This is a genomic window from Streptomyces sp. GbtcB6, from assembly GCF_019091475.1.
Classification (GTDB): domain Bacteria; phylum Actinomycetota; class Actinomycetes; order Streptomycetales; family Streptomycetaceae; genus Streptomyces; species Streptomyces hyaluromycini.
In genome coordinates, this window is sequence record NZ_JAGXJL010000010.1 from 212793 (window position 1) to 230836 (window position 18044).

At 69.7% G+C, this 18044-nt stretch carries 22 protein-coding genes and 4 tRNA genes; 20 read left to right on the top strand and 6 right to left on the bottom strand.

Annotated elements, in window-relative coordinates; all coding sequences use genetic code 11:
* Positions 1–57: 57 nt before the first annotated feature.
* On the bottom strand, positions 58–546 hold the full coding sequence (locus KVT45_RS19290; protein ID WP_217549080.1) for a YajQ family cyclic di-GMP-binding protein: 489 nt from the start codon (positions 544–546) through the stop codon (positions 58–60).
* Between the two features lie 227 nt (positions 547–773).
* Between KVT45_RS19290 and KVT45_RS19295 the strand changes: the two genes are divergently transcribed.
* Together KVT45_RS19295 and KVT45_RS19300 are read left to right on the top strand one after the other, a co-directional pair.
* Positions 774–855: transfer RNA gene (locus tag KVT45_RS19295), tRNA-Tyr, on the top strand.
* Between the two features lie 194 nt (positions 856–1049).
* A complete protein-coding gene (locus tag KVT45_RS19300; protein WP_217549082.1) occupies positions 1050–1262 on the top strand; it encodes a hypothetical protein in 213 nt (70 codons plus the stop codon).
* A 10-nt stretch (positions 1263–1272) separates the two neighbouring features.
* Here the strand turns inward: KVT45_RS19300 and KVT45_RS19305 are convergent, their stop codons facing one another.
* Entirely contained in the window at positions 1273–1929 is a 657-nt protein-coding gene (locus KVT45_RS19305) for an SDR family oxidoreductase (RefSeq protein ID WP_217549084.1), read from the bottom strand.
* Between the two features lie 188 nt (positions 1930–2117).
* Positions 2118–3386 (bottom strand): amidohydrolase family protein, encoded by a 1269-nt coding sequence (locus KVT45_RS19310; RefSeq protein ID WP_217549086.1) that lies wholly within the window; start codon positions 3384–3386, stop codon positions 2118–2120.
* 266 nt (positions 3387–3652) lie between these two features.
* Between KVT45_RS19310 and KVT45_RS19315 the strand changes: the two genes are divergently transcribed.
* The 8 genes from KVT45_RS19315 to KVT45_RS19350 all read left to right on the top strand — a co-directional run bounded on the left by KVT45_RS19315 (position 3653) and on the right by KVT45_RS19350 (position 8505).
* Positions 3653–3725: transfer RNA gene (locus KVT45_RS19315), tRNA-Thr, on the top strand.
* Positions 3726–3771: 46 nt separating this feature from the next.
* Positions 3772–3844: transfer RNA gene (locus KVT45_RS19320), tRNA-Met, on the top strand.
* Positions 3845–3933: 89 nt separating this feature from the next.
* Entirely contained in the window at positions 3934–4098 is a 165-nt protein-coding gene (gene rpmG, locus KVT45_RS19325; RefSeq protein ID WP_003948671.1) for a 50S ribosomal protein L33, read from the top strand.
* 116 nt (positions 4099–4214) lie between these two features.
* Positions 4215–4676, top strand: coding sequence for a MaoC family dehydratase N-terminal domain-containing protein (locus KVT45_RS19330; protein ID WP_217549088.1), 462 nt, complete (start codon positions 4215–4217; stop codon positions 4674–4676).
* A 7-nt stretch (positions 4677–4683) separates the two neighbouring features.
* Positions 4684–5112: a MaoC family dehydratase gene (locus KVT45_RS19335; RefSeq protein WP_217549090.1), complete on the top strand. Its 429-nt coding sequence runs from the start codon at positions 4684–4686 to the stop codon at positions 5110–5112.
* A gap of 122 nt (positions 5113–5234) precedes the next feature.
* Complete coding sequence (locus KVT45_RS19340) at positions 5235–5816, top strand: TetR/AcrR family transcriptional regulator (RefSeq protein WP_217549092.1); 582 nt, start codon at positions 5235–5237, stop codon at positions 5814–5816.
* Between the two features lie 94 nt (positions 5817–5910).
* On the top strand, positions 5911–7347 hold the full coding sequence (locus KVT45_RS19345; RefSeq protein ID WP_217549094.1) for a DHA2 family efflux MFS transporter permease subunit: 1437 nt from the start codon (positions 5911–5913) through the stop codon (positions 7345–7347).
* A gap of 102 nt (positions 7348–7449) precedes the next feature.
* A complete protein-coding gene (locus KVT45_RS19350) occupies positions 7450–8505 on the top strand; it encodes a UDP-N-acetylmuramate dehydrogenase (protein WP_217549096.1) in 1056 nt (351 codons plus the stop codon).
* Between the two features lie 26 nt (positions 8506–8531).
* Here KVT45_RS19350 and KVT45_RS19355 read toward each other — a convergent pair whose 3' ends face one another.
* Positions 8532–9161: an NAD(P)-dependent oxidoreductase gene (locus KVT45_RS19355; protein ID WP_217549098.1), complete on the bottom strand. Its 630-nt coding sequence runs from the start codon at positions 9159–9161 to the stop codon at positions 8532–8534.
* A 151-nt stretch (positions 9162–9312) separates the two neighbouring features.
* Between KVT45_RS19355 and KVT45_RS19360 the strand changes: the two genes are divergently transcribed.
* Positions 9313–9942: a TetR/AcrR family transcriptional regulator gene (locus KVT45_RS19360; RefSeq protein ID WP_217549100.1), complete on the top strand. Its 630-nt coding sequence runs from the start codon at positions 9313–9315 to the stop codon at positions 9940–9942.
* A gap of 7 nt (positions 9943–9949) precedes the next feature.
* Here KVT45_RS19360 and KVT45_RS19365 read toward each other — a convergent pair whose 3' ends face one another.
* Both KVT45_RS19365 and KVT45_RS19370 read right to left on the bottom strand, forming a co-directional pair.
* Positions 9950–10990: an adenosine deaminase gene (locus KVT45_RS19365; RefSeq protein ID WP_217549102.1), complete on the bottom strand. Its 1041-nt coding sequence runs from the start codon at positions 10988–10990 to the stop codon at positions 9950–9952.
* Between the two features lie 162 nt (positions 10991–11152).
* Entirely contained in the window at positions 11153–12379 is a 1227-nt protein-coding gene (locus KVT45_RS19370; protein ID WP_217549104.1) for a pyridoxal phosphate-dependent aminotransferase, read from the bottom strand.
* 73 nt (positions 12380–12452) lie between these two features.
* On the opposite strand from KVT45_RS19370, the gene KVT45_RS57725 reads away from it, so the two are divergent.
* From KVT45_RS57725 to rplL, 9 genes are all read left to right on the top strand, one after another.
* Entirely contained in the window at positions 12453–12587 is a 135-nt protein-coding gene (locus tag KVT45_RS57725; protein WP_302832534.1) for a hypothetical protein, read from the top strand.
* 52 nt (positions 12588–12639) lie between these two features.
* A tRNA-Trp gene (locus KVT45_RS19375) sits at positions 12640–12712 on the top strand.
* Between the two features lie 109 nt (positions 12713–12821).
* Positions 12822–13106: a preprotein translocase subunit SecE gene (secE, locus tag KVT45_RS19380; RefSeq protein ID WP_089099479.1), complete on the top strand. Its 285-nt coding sequence runs from the start codon at positions 12822–12824 to the stop codon at positions 13104–13106.
* A gap of 80 nt (positions 13107–13186) precedes the next feature.
* Positions 13187–14056 carry a transcription termination/antitermination protein NusG gene (gene nusG / locus KVT45_RS19385; protein WP_217549106.1) on the top strand — a complete coding sequence of 290 codons (870 nt, stop codon included), beginning with the start codon at positions 13187–13189 and terminating at the stop codon, positions 14054–14056.
* Between the two features lie 251 nt (positions 14057–14307).
* A complete protein-coding gene (gene rplK, locus KVT45_RS19390; RefSeq protein ID WP_037858373.1) occupies positions 14308–14742 on the top strand; it encodes a 50S ribosomal protein L11 in 435 nt (144 codons plus the stop codon).
* Positions 14743–14823: 81 nt separating this feature from the next.
* The gene (gene rplA, locus KVT45_RS19395) at positions 14824–15549 is read left to right on the top strand and encodes a 50S ribosomal protein L1 (RefSeq protein WP_046731102.1); all 726 of its coding nucleotides are present in this window, start codon (positions 14824–14826) and stop codon (positions 15547–15549) included.
* A gap of 166 nt (positions 15550–15715) precedes the next feature.
* The gene (locus tag KVT45_RS19400; protein WP_217549108.1) at positions 15716–16627 is read left to right on the top strand and encodes a hypothetical protein; all 912 of its coding nucleotides are present in this window, start codon (positions 15716–15718) and stop codon (positions 16625–16627) included.
* Between the two features lie 315 nt (positions 16628–16942).
* Positions 16943–17473, top strand: a complete 531-nt coding sequence (gene rplJ, locus KVT45_RS19405; RefSeq protein WP_217549110.1) for a 50S ribosomal protein L10 — start codon at positions 16943–16945, stop codon at positions 17471–17473.
* 121 nt (positions 17474–17594) lie between these two features.
* Positions 17595–17978: a 50S ribosomal protein L7/L12 gene (gene rplL / locus KVT45_RS19410; RefSeq protein ID WP_089099474.1), complete on the top strand. Its 384-nt coding sequence runs from the start codon at positions 17595–17597 to the stop codon at positions 17976–17978.
* Positions 17979–18044 lie beyond the last annotated feature (66 nt).

An 18044-nucleotide genomic window follows, 5' to 3' on the forward strand; every position in this document is an offset into this window, starting at 1 on the left:
CACGAGAAGGGCGGGCACCACGAGGTACCCGCCCTTCTCGTGCTTCGACGGCGCTGCCTACCGGTAGTTCACGAACTGGAGTGCGAAGTCGAAGTCCTGGCCCTTCAGGAGCGCGATCACGACCTGGAGGTCGTCGCGGCTCTTGGAGCTGACACGCAGTTCCTCGCCCTGGACCTGCGCCTTCACGCCCTTGGGACCCTCGTCACGGATGATCTTCGCGACCTTCTTCGCGTTCTCCTGGGAGATGCCCTCCTCGATCGACGCGAAGATCTTGTACTCCTTGCCGGAGAGCTGCGGCTCACCCGCGTCCAGCGCCTTCAGCGAGATGCCTCGCTTGATCAGCTTCGACTGGAAGACGTCGAGGATCGCCTTGACCCGCTCCTCGGAGTTCGCCTGCATCAGGATCTTCTCGCCGGACCAGGCGATCGAGGCGCCCACGCCCTTGAAGTCGTAGCGCTGCGAGACCTCCTTGGCGGCCTGGTTGAGGGCGTTGTCGACCTCCTGCCGCTCGACCTTCGAGACGATGTCGAAACTGGAGTCGGCCATGTCCTGTGGCTCCTTGTATCGGGGGGCGTAACGGGATGCGTTCCGGCGCGCGGCGGCGGCCGCCGAGCCCGGTGTGGGGACCGGGCCGCATCCTCACCAGCCTAGCCATCCCGCGTCCCGCGGGCGGCGATCAATCGGGTGGCGGAGCACCCCTGTGGATCGGGTATTGTTTACGTCGTTGCCAGGGAGCACCGCCGAAAAGCGGTTCGAGCTGGTGGCAAAACCCCGGCGGTGTGCCCGAGCGGCCAAAGGGAGCAGACTGTAAATCTGCCGGCTCAGCCTTCCCAGGTTCGAATCCTGGCGCCGCCACACGGGAACGAAGGGCCCGTGACCTGCTTTCGAGCAGGTCACGGGCCCTTCGTCGTGTGTCCGTGTGCACGCCTTCACGGGAACCCGGCCGCGTGGACGCGGAGGCGTTCGGAGGCGTGATGAAGATCATGTAAGTGCTGCGGCCGGGGGCAGTGGTCCGTCGTGTGGGCCATGCTCCGGGGCACACTGAACACATGTCCTCCCGACGTAGAACCTGCCCGGTGTGCCGCCGCGAAATCGCCGTCGTGGCGGGCCGTTTCGCGCGGCACGACCCGCCCGGGGCGCGTGAGAACGGGGAACTGGTCTCGTGCTCGGGCTCGCGGCAGCAGGCCCAGATCGGTGCCCTACAGCCCGCGTTGGACGGTTACGTCGTGCCCGAGTTCCCCGGACAGCTGCCGTTGTTCTGAGAACGAGAACTCAGTTCCCGGCCACCGACTTCACGGCCACCGTGACCGGCGTCGACCCGCCGATCAGCTCCAGGGTCAGGCCCGCCGTCGCCGAGGTGTCCACCAACTCCGCGAGTACGGCGGCCACGTCGTCGCGCGTGACCGCACCTCGGCCCGTGTGCGCCTCCAGACGCACCAGACCGGTGCCCGGCGTGTCCGTCAGCGCACCGGGACGCAGGATCGTCCAGTCCAGGGCACTCTGCCGGGACACATGCGCGTCGGCCTCGCCCTTGGCCCGCAGGTACGCATCGAAGACCTCGTCACCCTGGTGCGCCGGGTCCGCGCCCATTCCGGAGACGACCACGAAACGGCGTACGCCCGCGCGCACGGCCGCGTCCGCGAACAGCACCGCCGCGCCCTTGTCGACCGTCTCCTTGCGGGCCGCACCGCTGCCCGGGCCCGCGCCCGCCGCGAACACCGCCGCGTCCGCTCCCTGCAGATGCGTCGCGACCTCCTCGACCGACGCCGACTCCAGGTCCAGCAGCACCGGTTCGGCACCGGCCGCCCGCAGGTCGTCGCCCTGCTCGGCTCTCCGGATGATCCCCGCGACCTCGTCCCCGCGCGCGGAGAGCAGCCGCTCCAGCCGCAACGCGATCTGACCATGACCACCAGCGATGACAATGCGCATGTCTCAGACCGTACGCCCGAAGCCCCGCATCCGCCGCACGACTTCATGCGCCCCACACGCACGCGTGGTGCCACCGAGTGCGCCGGTCCGGTTCGAGCTTCCTGTGGGGGCGCCTCGCTCCGTGCCGCGTGCTCCCGCGCCCCCACCTGCCCGCCGGCGCCCACGCTCCCGCCATGCGCCCGTGTCCCTCAGGACAACTCGCCCCGCCCTTGCCGCGGCAGGCCCAGCTCCGCCGCCACCGCCGAGTTGCAGTACTCGCGGACTGCGCTCGTGCGTGCCACCACGCGCCCCCGGTGCACCACGATCCGGCTGTAGGCGAGGGAGAGCGCGCCGGCCAGGTGGTCGCCGCGTACGGCGAGGAGCTCGGCGGGGAAGCCGGCCTCCACGCGGACCTCGGGGAGGCCGAGGGCGGCGCGGGCGGCCGCGCTCACGGTGTCGTAGGCGTCCTCGGGGCGCAGGCCGTGGCGGGAGGCCAGGAGGTAGGCCGCCTCCAGGGGGTCGCCGCGGCCGACGGGGTTCGACAGGTCGCGCAGAGCGCCGCTGCCGGCGGCGACTCGCACCCCGGCCGCGCGCAGCAGCCGTACCGGAGCCGTGCCGCGGCGGTCGACGGAGCCGCAGCCGCCCTGTGGCAGGCACACCACCGTGATGCCGGCCGCGGCGAGCTGGTCCGCGACCCGCGCGGCCACCTCGGAGGGCAGGCGTGCGAGCCCGGCGCACGGGCCGAGTACCACGCCGGGGCGCATTCCGCCGGCCATCGCCGCGAGCCTGGCCAGCCGGGCCGGGTCGGCGGCGTCCGTGTGCAGGTCGACAGGGCAGCCGTGTTCGGAGGCCACCTCCAGGACCGCTTCCGCATAGCCCGTCGGATCGGGGTCCAGGTCCGGGCAACCGCCCACCACGGACGCGCCCATCTTCGCGGCGTCCCGCAGTATCGCGAGCCCGTCGGCGCCGGCGATCCCGGTCAGCACGCGTGGCATCGCGACCGCCGTGAGCTCCGCGAGCCCGCGCAGCGAACGGCGCGCCTGGAGGACGGCGGCAAGGGCGCCGAGCCCCTGGACGTCGCCCACGCGCACGTGCGCGCGTACCGCCGTCGCACCGTGCCCGAGTTGGAGCAGGGCCGCCTCGGTGGCGCGGCGCTGGACGTCCTCGGGTTCGTACGAGACGGGGCCGCCGTGTTCGGCGGAGAGCGCGGTGTCGCCGTGGGCGTGCGGTTCGGCGGGGGCCGGGAGGAGGAGGTAGCCGGTCAGGTCCACACGCGTGCCGCCCGCGCGGGGCGGGCCCGATGTCAGGCTGCCGGCCGTACCCACCGCCTCGATGCGTCCGCAGCCCAGCCGTACGTCCACGGTCCGGCCGTCGGTGAGCCGCGCCCCGCACAGCAGAAGCGCGGCCGGGTCGGACTGGCCCGAGGAACCCTGCGGGTTGGACGACGACGAGGGCGGCTGCGGCTGGCTGTCGGGCATCGCGCTCCATGAGGGTCGGTCCAGGCATTGGACTCAAGATCACGCAGAGTGAGTCGAGCCTAGGGTGGCGAGCCGCGTGCGGCGGGGAGGAGCGCAATAGTCGTACCGCAGCCGTCGGACCTGCGGGGAACGGTTCGCCGCGCGCGTGTGGGGAGTTCCGGAAGGGGTCCGGGAGGCTGCCGTGAGCCGTGCGGAAGGGGCCGGGAAGGGCGGCGGGAAACGGATTTGGGTGAACGGCGGCCGAGCGTGTAATGTCTTCATCGCTCGCCCCAATAGCTCAGTCGGCAGAGCGTCTCCATGGTAAGGAGAAGGTCTACGGTTCGATTCCGTATTGGGGCTCTGGTGTGAGAGGTTCCCGTCGCGAGACGGGGGCCGATCTCATCAAAGCGGTGTAGCTCAGTCGGTAGAGCAAGCGGCTCATAATCGCTGTGTCACCGGTTCAAGTCCGGTCACCGCTACTGACAGTAGCCGATTGTGGGGTCGGTCCTTCGATCGGCTACTCTTTTATGCGTTAAACCATCCCATCCGTTCGTCAAGGAGCACTCACGTGGCTGCCACCGACGTCCGCCCGAAGATCACGCTGGCCTGCGTGGAGTGCAAGGAGCGGAACTACATCACCAAGAAGAACCGGCGTAACAACCCGGACCGACTGGAGATGAAGAAGCACTGCCCGCGTTGCAACGCGCACACTGCGCACCGCGAGACGCGATAACAACAGGCTCGTTCGTGAGGCCGTCCCCACCCGGGGGCGGCCTCACGGCGTTTCGGGGGACGGCTTTCCCGCTACTTTGTGGGGCATCACAGCAGATATCAGGAGGTGCCGGGCCAATGGCGCTCGACCAGTCCTTCGTGGGACGGACCTACCCACCCACCGAGCCCTACGAGGTGGGCCGGGAGAAGATCCGTGAGTTCGCCGAGGCGGTGGGCGACGCCAACCCCGTGTACACGGACGCGGAGGCCGCCAAGGCGCTCGGCTATTCCGATGTGATCGCCCCGCCGACCTTTGTCTTCTCGATCACCTTCCGTGCGGCCGGACAGGTCGTCGAGGACCCGCAGCTGGGCCTGGACTACAGCCGGGTGGTGCACGGCGACCAGAAGTTCGCCTACCGGCGCCCGGTGCGCGCCGGCGACCGGCTGACCGTGACCTCGACCATCGAGGCCATCAAGTCCCTCGCGGGCAACGACGTCATCGACATCCGCGGCAACGTCCACGACGAGGCGGGCGAGCTCGTGGTGAGCGCCCTGACCAAGCTGGTGGCCCGCGCGGCGGACGTGGAAGAGGGGGTGTGAGGATCCGATGACGGCGAAGATCGCTTACGAGGACGTCGAGGTCGGCACCGAACTCCCGGCGCAGACCTTCCCCGTGACCCGCGCCACACTGGTGCGGTACGCGGGCGCCTCCGGGGACTTCAACCCGATCCACTGGAACGAGAAGTTCGCCAAGGAGGTCGGCCTGCCGGACGTCATCGCGCACGGCATGTTCACCATGGCCGAGGCGATCCGGGTGGTGACCGACTGGGCCGGTGACCCGGGCGCGGTCGTCGACTACGGCGTCCGCTTCACCAAGCCCGTCGTCGTCCCGAACGACGACCAGGGCGCCCTGATCGAGGTCAGCGGCAAGGTCGCGGCCAAGCTCGACGACAACACCGTGCGCGTCGACCTGACGGCGATGAGCGCCGGGCAGAAGGTGCTGGGCATGTCGCGTGCGGTCGTGCGGCTGGGCTGAGCCCGGCGACTCGGTAAGGAGCGCCCTCCTTTGCGGGGCGCTCCTTACGCGCATGCGGTCCCTGTAGTGCAGCGGTCCGGGCCCCCTTGACGTAGTTAGTGATTGAGTACTAACTTTCTCGCATGGTCAGGATGAGCGCAGAGGAGCGGCGCGAGAGCGTCATCCGCGCGGCGATCGCGGAGTTCGCGCAGAGGGGCTACTACGGCACCTCCACCGAGGCGATCGCCAAGCGGGTCGGGGTCTCGCAGCCGTACCTCTTCCGGCTCTTCCCGGGCAAGAAGGCGATGTTCGCCGCGGCTTCGCAGCGCTGCATCGACGACATGCGCGAGGTCTTCGAGAAGACGGCCGAGGGGCTGAAGGGCGAGGAGGCCCTGCGTGCCATGGGTGAGGCGTATGTGCGGCTGATCCAGGAGCGGCCGGAGCGGCTCCAGATGCAGATGCAGACGTACATCACCGTCGCGGCCGCGGAGGCGGAGGGCGAGCACGAGTTCGGTGAGCTGGTGCGGGACGGCTGGATGCGGCTCTGGGACGCCGTCCATCTGCTCTCGGGGGTCGATGTCGACGCCACCACGGCCTTCCTGGCCAAGGGGATGCTCATCAACACGTACTCGGCCATGGGGTTTCCGCCGGAACACCGGGTCTGGCAGGGGATGTTCCCGGATGCCGGGGCCACGGGAGGGCTGGAGAAGTGCAACGACGGGTGACGGGGTGGTCCGCCGTTCCCGACCCGGGCCTTTTCGTGGGCCAGAAATTTAGTGATCACTAACTAACCAACGCATAGCACGCTCTGGGGGAGCGATGTCACAAGAGACAGCACGCCGCGGGGGCGCCGGATGGGCGCTCGTCATCACCAGTGTCGCCGGATTCATGGCGGCCCTCGACAACCTCGTCGTCACCACCGCCCTGCCCTCCATCCGCAAGGACCTCGGCGGAGCCCTGGACGACCTCGAATGGACGGTGAGCGCCTACACGCTCACCTTCGCCGTCCTGCTGATGTTCGGCGCCGCCCTGGGCGACCGCTTCGGCCGGCGCCGGCTCTTCCTCGCAGGGCTCACCGTTTTCACCGCCGCCTCCGCCGCAGCGGCCATGGCGCCCGGCATCGACTCCCTGATCGCCGCCCGCGCGGTGCAGGGCGTCGGCGCGGCGATCATGATGCCGCTCACCCTCACCCTGCTGACGGCGGCCGTGCCCGAGGCCAAGCGCGGGATGGCGTACGGCATCTGGGGTGCCGTCAACGGGCTCGCGGTCGCCTCCGGGCCGCTCATCGGCGGCAGCCTCACCGAACACGTGTCCTGGCACTGGATCTTCTGGCTGAACGTGCCGCTCGGCCTCGCCCTGCTGCCGCTCGCCCGCCTCCGCCTCGCCGAGTCCCACGGCACCGGCGCCCCGCTCGACATACCCGGCACCCTGCTCGCCAGCGGCGGCCTCTTCGGGATCGTCTACGGCCTGGTCCGCGGCCCCGCCGACGGCTGGACCAGCCCGCTCGTGCTCACCGGGCTGTTCGCGGGCGCCGCCCTGCTCGTCGGCTTCGTCTTCCACGGCAGCCGCGCCAGGAACCCCATGCTGCCGATGCGGCTCTTCCGCTCCCGCGCCTTCTCCGGGATCAACGCGGCCAGCCTGCTGATGTTCCTAGGGATGTTCGGGTCGATCTTCCTGCTCAGCCAGTACATGCAGGGTGTGCTCGGCTACTCGCCCACCGAAGCGGGCCTCAGGATGCTGCCCTGGACCGGCATGCCGATGATCGTCGCGCCGATCGCGGGCATCCTGTCCGACCGGATAGGCGGCCGCCCGGTCGTCGCGGCCGGACTCTTCCTGCAGGCCGCCGGGCTCGGCTACCTGGCCTACGTCGTCACCGCCGACGCCTCCTACGCGGCCCAGCTGCCCGGCCTGATCGTCAGCGGTATCGGCATGGCCCTGTACTTCGCCCCGGCCGCAAACCTGGTGATGTCCGCCGTACGGCCGCAGGAACAGGGCATCGCCTCCGGCGCCAACAACGCGCTGCGCGAGGTCGGCGGCGCACTCGGCGTCGCGGTCATGTCGTCCATCTTCTCCGCCCAGGGCGGCTACGAGAGCGCCCAGAGCTTCGTGGACGGGCTGAAGCCCGCCCTGTTCACCGGCTCGGCCGTGGTGGCCCTCGCCGGGATCGCGGCCCTGGTCATCCCCGGCCGGCGGCGCGCCGCGCGGCTCGTCGCCGAGGAGGAGCCGGCCCCGGCGCTGGAGACCGTCGGCGGCTGACGGCACGCGCGCATGGGGCCCCGTTTCCGGCGGACGGGGCCCCACGCGCGCGTGCCGCTCTTGGCGGCGGGACTGCCGGTGGCGTCTCGTAGTCTTGGGCGCGTGCAGGAACTCCACGACGCCCCCCTCGCCCCCCTCACCACCTTCCGGCTCGGCGGCCCCGCCACCCGGCTGGTCACCGCGACCACCGACGCCGAGGTGGTCGCCGCCGTCCGCGCGGCCGACGACAGCGGGACCCCGCTGCTGGTCATCGGCGGCGGCTCGAACCTGGTCATCGGCGACAAGGGCTTCGACGGCACCGCCCTGCGCATCGCCACCACCGGCTTCGAACTGCGCGGCACGACGCTGGAGCTGGCGGCCGGCGAGGTGTGGACCGACGCGGTCGCCCGCGCCGTCGAGGCCGGCCTCGCGGGCATCGAGTGCCTCGCCGGGATCCCGGGTTCCGCCGGGGCCACGCCCATCCAGAACGTGGGGGCGTACGGGCAGGAGGTCTCCGCGACCGTCACCCAGGTCGTCGCCTACGACCGGCGGACCGGCGAGACGGTGACGCTGACCAACGAGGAGTGCGCGTTCTCGTACCGGCACAGCCGGTTCAAGGCCGACCCCGAGCGGTACGTCGTCCTGCGCGTCCGGTTCGGGCTGGAGGACGCCGACGGGCTGTCGGCGCCGGTGCGGTACGCGGAGGCCGCGCGAGCGCTCGGGGTGGAGCCGGGGGACCGGGTGCCGCTCGCCGAGGCCCGCGAGGCGGTGCTCAAGCTGCGCGCCGGGAAGGGGATGGTGCTGGATCCCGAGGACCACGACACCTGGTCGGCGGGGTCCTTCTTCACCAACCCGATCCTCACGCACGAGCAGTTCGCCGCCTTCCACGCGCGCGTGCGGGAGCGGCTGGGGGACGTGGCCGAGCCGCCCGCCTACCCGGCGGGGGACGGGCGAACCAAGACCTCGGCGGCCTGGCTGATCGACAAGGCCGGGTTCACCAAGGGGTACGGCAGTGGCGCGGCCAGGATCTCCACGAAGCACACGCTGGCGCTGACCAACCGGGGCGGGGCCACGACCGAGGATCTGCTGGCGCTGGCGCGGGAGGTCGTCGCCGGGGTCCGGGAGGCCTTCGGCGTGACCCTGGTCAACGAGCCGGTGACCGTCGGCGTGAGCCTCTAGAGAGGCAGGAGCCGCGAGCCGGAGGCTCAGTACGCCACTCCCACCCCCTGCTTCACCGTCCCGGCGTCCTCGATCATCGCCAGCATCGCGTGGGCCACGTCCGCCCGCGCGATGAAGCGTCCCTTGCGCGGGAAGCCGCCCACCACCGTGCGGTAGGTACCGGTCAGCGGCTTGTCCTGCAGGCGCGGCGGGCGTACGGAGGTCCAGTCGGTGCCGCTGCGGGACAGTTCGGCCTCCATCTCGCGCAGGTCGTCGTAGACCGGCTTGAGGATGGTGGAGACCAGACCGCGCATGGAGCGGTCCAGGAGGCCGTCGTCCGGTTCCGGGCCCACCGGCGCGGCGCTGACCACCACCAGCCGTCGTACGGCCTCCGCCTCCATGGCGGCCAGGACCGTGCGGGTCAGCCGGGCGGCGACGCCGGCATCGCCCCGGCCGCGCGGGCCCAGGCCGGACAGGACCGCGTTCCGGCCGCTCAGCGCCGGGCGGATCACCTCGGGGTCGGTGAGGTCCGCGCGGACCACCTCCAGGCCCGTACCGGTCACGGTCAGCCGGGCGGGGTCGCGGACGACCGCCGTGACCCGGTGGCCGGACGCCAGCGCCTGACGGACCAGCTCCCGACCGATCCCGCCGGTCGCGCCGAACACAGTGAGATTCATGACTGCTCCCGTTCCAGGACAGCAAGAGTGGTGGGTGAGTATTCACTCACCCTTGTCTCCTCCTAGAGTGGGTAAGTATTCACTCACCAGTCAAGGCCCTTCGGGGAAGTCCGTCGAAGCCGCAGGAAGGGGCATGTGATCCTTGGGTGCCATGGAGCAGAAACCGGCCCGCGTCCGCATCCTCGACGCCGCTCACGAGCTGATGCGCACCGTCGGGCTCGCCCGTGCCACCACCAAGGAGATCGCCAGGGCGGCCGGCTGTTCCGAGGCGGCCCTGTACAAGTACTTCCCCAGCAAGGAAGAACTGTTCGTGCACGTGCTGACCGAGCGGCTGCCGCGGCTTCTCCCGCTGCTCGGCGAGCTCACCGTGGAACCCGGCCGGGGCAGCCTGGAGGACAACCTCACTCAGATCGCCCGCCAGGCCGCGCTCTTCTACGAGGAGAGCTTCCCGATCGCCGCCTCCCTCTACGCCGAGCAGCAGCTCAAGCGGAAGCTCGACGACAGGCTGCGCACCATCGGCGCGGGACCGCATGTGCCGATGAGAGCCCTCGACGCCTACCTGTGCGCCGAGAAGGCGGTCGGCCGGATCCGGCCCGACGCCGACACCACCGCGGCCGCCGCCCTGCTCCTCGGCGCCTGTGTCCAGCGCGTCTTCGCCTACGAGGCGACCTCGACCGGCGAGCGCCCGCCGGTCGACACGTTCGCCGCCCGCATCGCCCGCACCCTGCTGGGCGGGCTCTCCGTCGCCGAGGAGCGCGCCCGCCCAGCCACCGGGGCGTGACCGGGAATCAGGACACCGGCGCGACGAGCCAGGCGTCGATGTCCGCCAGGAGCTTTGCCTTCATGTCCTGCGGTGCCGCCGAGCCCCGGACCGACTGGCGGGCCAGTTCCGCCAGTTCGGCGTCCGTGAAGGCGTGGTGCACGCGCGCGATGTCGTACTGCGCGGCCAGCCGGGAGCCGAACAGGAGCGGGTCGTCGGCGCCCAGGGCCAGCGGGACGCCCGCCTCGAAGAGGGTGCGCAGCGGGACGTCCTCGGGCTTCTCGTAGACGCCCAGAGCCACGTTGGAGGCCGGGCAGACCTCGCAGGTGATGCCCCGGTCCGCGAGCCGCTTGAGCAGCCTCGGGTCCTCCGCCGCGCGCACCCCGTGCCCGATCCGGGAGGCGTGCAGGTCGTCCAGGCAGTCCCGGACCGACGCCGGGCCGGTCAGCTCGCCGCCGTGCGGGGCCGCCAGCAGGCCGCCCTCGCGCGCGATGTGGAACGCCCGGTCGAAGTCCCGCGCCATGCCCCGCCGCTCGTCGTTGGACAGCCCGAAGCCGACCACGCCCCGGTCCGCGTACCGGACGGCGAGCCGCGCCAGCGTCCGTGCGTCCAAGGGGTGCTTCATACGGTTCGCGGCCACCAGGACACGCATGCCGAGGCCGGTCTCCCTGGAGGTCGTCTCGACCGCGTCCAGGATGATCTCCAGGGCAGGGATCAGACCGCCGAGCCGCGGGGCGTACGACGTCGGGTCCACCTGGATCTCCAGCCAGCCCGAACCGTCCTTGAGATCCTCCTCGGCGGCCTCCCGCACCAGCCGCCGGATGTCCTCGGGCTCTCTCAGGCAGGAGCGCGCAGCGTCGTACAGGCGCTGGAAGCGGAACCAGCCCCGCTCGTCGGTGGCTCGTAGTCTCGGTGGTTCGCCGCTGGTCAGGGCGTCGGTCAGCGCCTCGGGGAGGCGTACGCCGTATTTGTCGGCCAGTTCCAGGACGGTTTCCGGCCGCATCGAACCGGTGAAGTGCAGATGCAGATGAGCTTTCGGCAGCTCAGTGACATCACGTACGTGCTCCATTCCAGGATCCTGCCGTACGCGGCTGTCGTACCGGTAGCGGATTCCCCGTTAGTGGCCTTGCTCGCACACGAGAGCGCACCGAAGTCCGCACACGGGAACGGGCCGCCTCCCCGGAGGGAGACGGCCCGTACGCGCGCGTGGAGCGTGTTTTCGCGGAGAACGTCAGTCCTTGGCTTCCGACAGCAGCTTCTGCATCCGGCTCACGCCCTCGACGAGGTCCTCGTCACCCAGCGCGTACGACAGGCGCAGGTAGCCGGGCGTGCCGAAGGCCTCGCCGGGGACGACGGCGACCTCGGCCTCCTCCAGGATCAGCTCGGCCAGCTCCACCGAGGAGGCCGGGCGCCTGCCGCGGATCTCCTTGCCGAGCAGCGCCTTGACCGACGGGTACGCGTAGAAGGCGCCCTCGGGCTCCGGGCAGAGCACGCCGTCGATCTCGTTGAGCATCCGCACGATCGTCTGGCGGCGCCGGTCGAAGGCCTCGCGCATCTTCGCCACGGCCTCCAGGTCGCCGGAGACGGCGGCCAGGGCGGCGACCTGCGCCACGTTGGAGACGTTGGACGTGGCGTGCGACTGGAGGTTGGTGGCCGCCTTGACGACGTCCTTGGGGCCGATGACCCAGCCCACCCGCCAGCCGGTCATGGCGTACGTCTTCGCCACACCGTTGACCACGATGCACTTGTCGCGCAGCTCGGGCAGGATCGCCGGCAGCGAGGTGAACTTCGCGTCGCCGTAGACCAGGTGCTCGTAGATCTCGTCCGTGAGGACCCACAGACCGTGCTCCACGGCCCAGCGGCCGATCGCCTCGGTCTCGGCCTCGCTGTAGACCGCGCCGGTCGGGTTGGACGGGGAGACGAAGAGCACGACCTTCGTCTTCTCGGTGCGGGCCGCCTCCAGCTGCTCCACGGAGACGCGGTAGCCGGTGGTCTCGTCCGCGACGACCTCGACCGGGACACCGCCGGCCAGGCGGATGGACTCCGGGTATGTCGTCCAGTACGGGGCGGGGACGATGACCTCGTCGCCCGGGTCGAGGATCGCGGCGAAGGCCTCGTAGATGGCCTGCTTGCCGCCGTTGGTGACGAGGACCTGGGAGGCGTCCACCTCGTAGCCGGAGTCGCGCAGCGTCTTCGCGGCGATCGCGGTCTTCAGCTCGGGCAGACCGCCGGCCGGGGTGTAGCGGTGGTACTTCGGGTTCTTGCAGGCCTCGATGGCGGCCTCGACGATGTAGTCCGGCGTCGGGAAGTCGGGCTCACCGGCGCCGAAGCCGATCACCGGGCGTCCGGCGGCCTTGAGGGCCTTGGCCTTGGCGTCCACGGCGAGGGTGGCGGACTCGGAGATCGCGCCGACTCGGGCGGAGACCCGGCGCTCGGTGGGAGGGGTTGCAGCGCTCATGGGGCCCATCGTTTCAGACCGGAAACCTGCCCGGCACGCCGGTTTCACAGACTGAACAAGTACGGGCCGAACCATGAACAAGCGTGCGGATCCGGCCCCCGGCCAGGACGATCTTCCGTACGGCCGCCCCGACTGCCACTTTCTGTTCGACGCGGCGCCGCGGACCACGTACACTCTCACCTCGTTGGCCTTCAACAGCCGTGCCTGAGCGGGTGCACACCGAGCACCCGGCCGGATGCGGTACGTTGGGGGACACACAAAGGGTCGTAGCTCAATTGGTAGAGCACCGGTCTCCAAAACCGGCGGTTGGGGGTTCAAGTCCCTCCGGCCCTGCTACACACACCGCCAGGATGTGTGCGCATGTACGTACAAGTATTGCACCGCCGTGCGGCTCCAGAAACCGGGCGCGGCACGGCCATGACCCGGGACCAGGTGAGGAAGAATGACGGACGCCGTGGGCTCCATCGACACGCCTGATGCCGATGAGGTGCAGGAGTCCAAGAAGAAGGGCCGTAAGGGCGGCAAGCGTGCCAAGAAGGGCCCGCTGAAGCGTCTCGGTACCTTCTACCGCCAGATCATCGCGGAACTCCGCAAGGTCGTCTGGCCGACTCGTAACCAGTTGACGTCGTACACCACCGTGGTGATCTTCTTCGTCGCCATCATGATCGCTCTGGTGACCGTGATTGACTATGGACTCAACCACGCGGCCAAGTACGTCTTCGGCTGAGCACAGAGCGAAGGGCGCCGTGGTACCGGCGCCCGTTTTCGCATGTTCCACCCCTATGTATCCAGGAAGAAGCAGCCATCGTGTCTGACCCGAACCTGAACGACGCCGTCGAGGCCGTCGAGCCCGAAGAGGCCGTCGAAGACGAGCTGGACATCGTCGAGGGCGCGGACGACCAGGACGAGTTCGAGGCTGCCGAGGCCGAACTGGGGGAGCCGGCCGAGGAGACCGCGGTCCACGCCGAGGACGAGGATGAGCTCGTCGAGGACGAGGACGAGGACGCGGAAGACGAGGCCGTCGAGGACGAGCTCGTCGAGGAAGAGCCCGCCGAGCCGGTCGACCCCGTCCAGGCGCTGCGCGAGGAGCTGCGCGTGCTCCCCGGCGAGTGGTACGTCATCCACACCTACGCCGGCTACGAGAACCGCGTGAAGACCAACCTGGAGCAGCGCGCCGTCTCGCTGAACGTCGAGGACTACATCTTCCAGGCCGAGGTGCCGCAGGAAGAGGTCGTCCAGATCAAGAACGGCGACCGCAAGACCATCAAGCAGAACAAGCTGCCCGGTTATGTGCTCGTCCGTATGGACCTGACCAACGAGTCGTGGGGTGTCGTCCGCAACACCCCCGGCGTCACCGGCTTCGTCGGCAACGCGTACGACCCCTACCCGCTGACCCTGGACGAGATCGTCAAGATGCTCGCGCCGGAGGCCGAGGAGAAGGCGGCGCGCGAGGCGGCGGAGGCCGAGGGCAAGCCGGCGCCGCAGCGCAAGGTCGAGGTCCAGGTGCTGGACTTCGAGGTGGGTGACTCGGTGACGGTGACCGACGGTCCGTTCGCCACGCTGCAGGCGACGATCAACGAGATCAACCCGGACTCCAAGAAGGTCAAGGGTCTGGTGGAGATCTTCGGGCGTGAGACGCCTGTCGAGCTTTCGTTCGACCAGATTCAGAAGAACTGAGGTAGTCCCTCAGCTGCGGGCCGGTGGGGGCTGGTCGCGCCCACGCGGCGGTAGCCGCAAATCTGATACAGCCCCGCGCCCCTTTCGGGGCGCTCCAGTGGACGTCCGTGTCGGGTCAGGTGCCTTTTTCGGCTCCTGACCTGCTCGGTTTTTGGCCGCGCATCTATACCCGTTATCGTTGTGCGGTATGCCTGCGTTCGGGTTGGTCCCCTCGCGCAGGCAGGACCCGAAATGAAAGGACCCGGAGAGCTATGCCTCCCAAGAAGAAGAAGGTCACGGGGCTCATCAAGCTCCAGATCAACGCCGGTGCGGCGAACCCGGCTCCGCCGGTCGGCCCCGCGCTCGGTCAGCACGGCGTCAACATCATGGAGTTCTGCAAGGCCTACAACGCCGCGACCGAGTCGCAGCGTGGCTGGGTGATCCCGGTGGAGATCACGGTCTACGAAGACCGCTCCTTCACCTTCGTCACCAAGACTCCGCCGGCCGCGAAGATGATCCTCAAGGCCGCTGGTGTCGAGAAGGGCTCCGGCGAGCCGCACAAGACCAAGGTCGCCAAGATCACCGAGGCGCAGGTCCGCGAGATCGCCCAGACCAAGCTGCCCGACCTCAACGCCAACGACCTGGACGCCGCGTCGAAGATCATCGCCGGCACCGCCCGTTCCATGGGCATCACGGTCGAGGGCTGAACCCCACCTTCGTAGAACCACCGTGGTAGGGCCTGCTCGGCCCGTACACCACGACTCCTTCAGAACACACAGGAGCAAGTTGTGAGCAAGCGCAGCAAGGCCCTTCGCGCTGCGGACGAGAAGATCGACCGGGAGAAGCTGTACGCCCCGCTCGAGGCCGTCCGTCTCGCCAAGGAGACCTCCACGACCAAGTTCGACGGCACCGTCGAGGTCGCCTTCCGCCTGGGTGTCGACCCGCGCAAGGCCGACCAGATGGTCCGTGGCACCGTGAACCTCCCGCACGGCACCGGTAAGACCGCCCGGGTCCTGGTCTTCGCGACCGGTGACCGTGCCGAGGCCGCGCGTGCCGCGGGCGCCGACATCGTCGGCGCCGACGAACTGATCGACGAGGTGGCGAAGGGCCGTCTGGACTTCGACGCCGTCGTCGCCACCCCGGACCTCATGGGCAAGGTCGGCCGCCTCGGCCGCGTCCTCGGCCCCCGTGGTCTGATGCCGAACCCGAAGACCGGCACCGTGACCCCCGACACGGCCAAGGCCGTCACGGAGATCAAGGGCGGCAAGATCGAGTTCCGCGTCGACAAGCACTCGAACCTGCACTTCATCATCGGCAAGACGTCCTTCGAGGACGACAAGCTGGTGGAGAACTACGGCGCCGCGCTGGAGGAGATCCTCCGTCTGAAGCCGTCCGCCGCCAAGGGTCGTTACATCAAGAAGGCCGCCATCAGCACCACGATGGGCCCCGGCATTCCGGTCGACTCGAACCGCACCCGCAACCTCCTCGTCGAGGAGGACCCGGCCGCCGTCTGAGCCCCGCGCTCGCTCCGGTAGCCGCGTCAGGGACGCGACAGCACCAGGACGGGCCCCGCAACCGAAAGGGTTGCGGGGCCCGTCCTGCTGTTTGTGCGACTCTCGGGCGCGTTGTCGGTGCCCTGGGTTAGCGTCGGGGCACGGGACCTTCATGGGGGTGGGCGGGATGAAGAGCAGGCAGGTGCGTCGTACGGCCGTCTCGATCGCGGTGGCGGCCGCGCTGACCGGGGTGGCCGCCTGCAGCTCCGCGGGGGGTTCCGGAGGCTCCGGCAAGGAGGACAGGGCCGGTTCCCGCGCCGCGACCCGGGTCAGCCCCATCGCCGCGCTGCGCTCCGCGGAGAAGTCCACCGACAGCGCCGACTCCGCCCGGGTCCGCTCCACCACGACCATGGGCTCCCTGCTGTCCATGACGACGAACGGCAGCCTCGCCTGGGACGACGGCATGACCGGCACGGTCACCATCACCTACACCGGCGGCAGCACCGCCGAGCTGATGCGCCGGCTCGGTACGACGTCGATGGAGGCCCGCTATCTGCCCGACGCCTACTACGCGAAGATGAGCGACACGTTCGCCGCGCAGACCGGCGGCAGGCACTGGATCCGGTACGGGTACGGCGACCTGGCCTCCGTCGCCGGCGGCTCGGGCGCGCTGCTCAAGGACCAGATGCAGAACACCACGCCCAACAAGTCCGTGCAGATGCTGCTGGCCTCCGGCGACGTGAAGAAGGTCGGCGAGGAGAAGGTCGACGGCCAGGCCACCACCCACTACGCGGGCACGGTGAGCGTGGCCGACCTGGCCGGGCAGAGCAGCAGCCTCACGGCGAGCCAGCTGGCCGGCCTGAAGAAGCAGCTCACCCAGGCCGGCGTCAGCACCGAGACCGTCGACATCTGGGTCAACGACCAGGACCTGCTGGTCAAGAAGACCGAGAAGGCCGACACGGCGATCGGCACGATGACCCAGACCGCGCACTACAGCGACTACGGCGTGAAGGTCAGCGCACAGAAGCCCCCGGCCGGCGACACCGCGGACTTCAAGACGCTGCTCAAGACGCAGGGCGCGAGCGGGCTGACCTCCTGAGCCGCCCGGGCCGGTCCCTTGGTCCGCCGGTGACCGGCCGGGGCCGATTTGCTCGACGGCGCACCGGTCCCGTACTCTCCTAAAGAAGCCAAAGACCGCTGGTCGTTGCCGTGTGCTCGTAAGAGTGTGCGGTGGCCGAAGGATCCGCTGAACCGCGGACGACCCGCGCAGGTGACTGTGGAAGTGCTCCCGGAGACGCATGCATCGCGTGTGTGACTTCGGTCGAGCTACGCCCCGTGCGCCTGCGCCGGGGCGTTTCGTTTTCCCCAGCCCCTTCTGAGCGGTCCTCATCACCCGGAAGGAGGCCGACGCTCTATGGCAAGGCCCGACAAGGCTGCCGCGGTAGCCGAGCTGACGGAGCAGTTCCGCAGCTCGAACGCCGCCGTGCTGACCGAGTACCGGGGTCTCACCGTGGCGCAGCTCAAGACGCTGCGCCGGTCGCTCGGTGAGAACGCCCAGTACGCCGTGGTGAAGAACACGCTGACCAAGATTGCGGCCAACGAGGCCGGGATCACGACGCTCGACGACCTGTTCAACGGTCCGACGGCGGTCGCCTTCGTCACCGGTGACCCGGTGGAGTCGGCGAAGGGTCTTCGTGACTTCGCCAAGGACAACCCGAACCTCGTCATCAAGGGCGGTGTCCTTGACGGCAAGGCGCTGTCCGCCGACGAGATCAAGAAGCTTGCGGACCTCGAGTCCCGCGAGGTTCTGCTCGCCAAGCTGGCGGGCGCCATGAAGGGCAAGCAGACGCAGGCTGCACAGCTCTTCCAGGCGCTCCCGTCGAAGCTCGTCCGCACCGTGGACGCGCTTCGCGCCAAGCAGGACGAGCAGGGCGGTGCCGAGTAACTCGGCTCGCGAAATGACCGCCGCCTGAGGCCCAGCGCCTGAGGCAGAGGTCGTAGCGGGCCGAACGTACGCCCGCCAGACATGTACATCCGGCACCAGCCGAATTAGTGGAAGGAAAGCCATCGTGGCTCTCACCCAGGACGAACTGCTCGCCGAGTTCGAGACGATGACCCTGATCCAGCTCTCCGAGTTCGTGAAGGCGTTCGAGGAGAAGTTCGACGTCACCGCCGCCGCCGCGGTCGCCGTTGCGGGCCCCGCCGCCCCGGGCGCCCCGGTCGAGGCCGCTGAGGAGCAGGACGAGTTCGACGTCGTCCTCACCGGCGCCGGCGACAAGAAGATCCAGGTCATCAAGGTCGTGCGTGAGCTGACCTCCCTCGGCCTGAAGGAGGCCAAGGACCTCGTGGACGGCGCCCCGAAGCCCGTTCTCGAGAAGGTCGCCAAGGAGGCCGCGGAGAAGGCCGCCGAGTCCCTCAAGGCCGCCGGCGCCTCCGTCGAGGTCAAGTAAGGCCTCTGAGGTCGAGCAGACCTCTGTGTGCTGAAACACCCCCTCGGGGGCTGTAACGCGCAGACC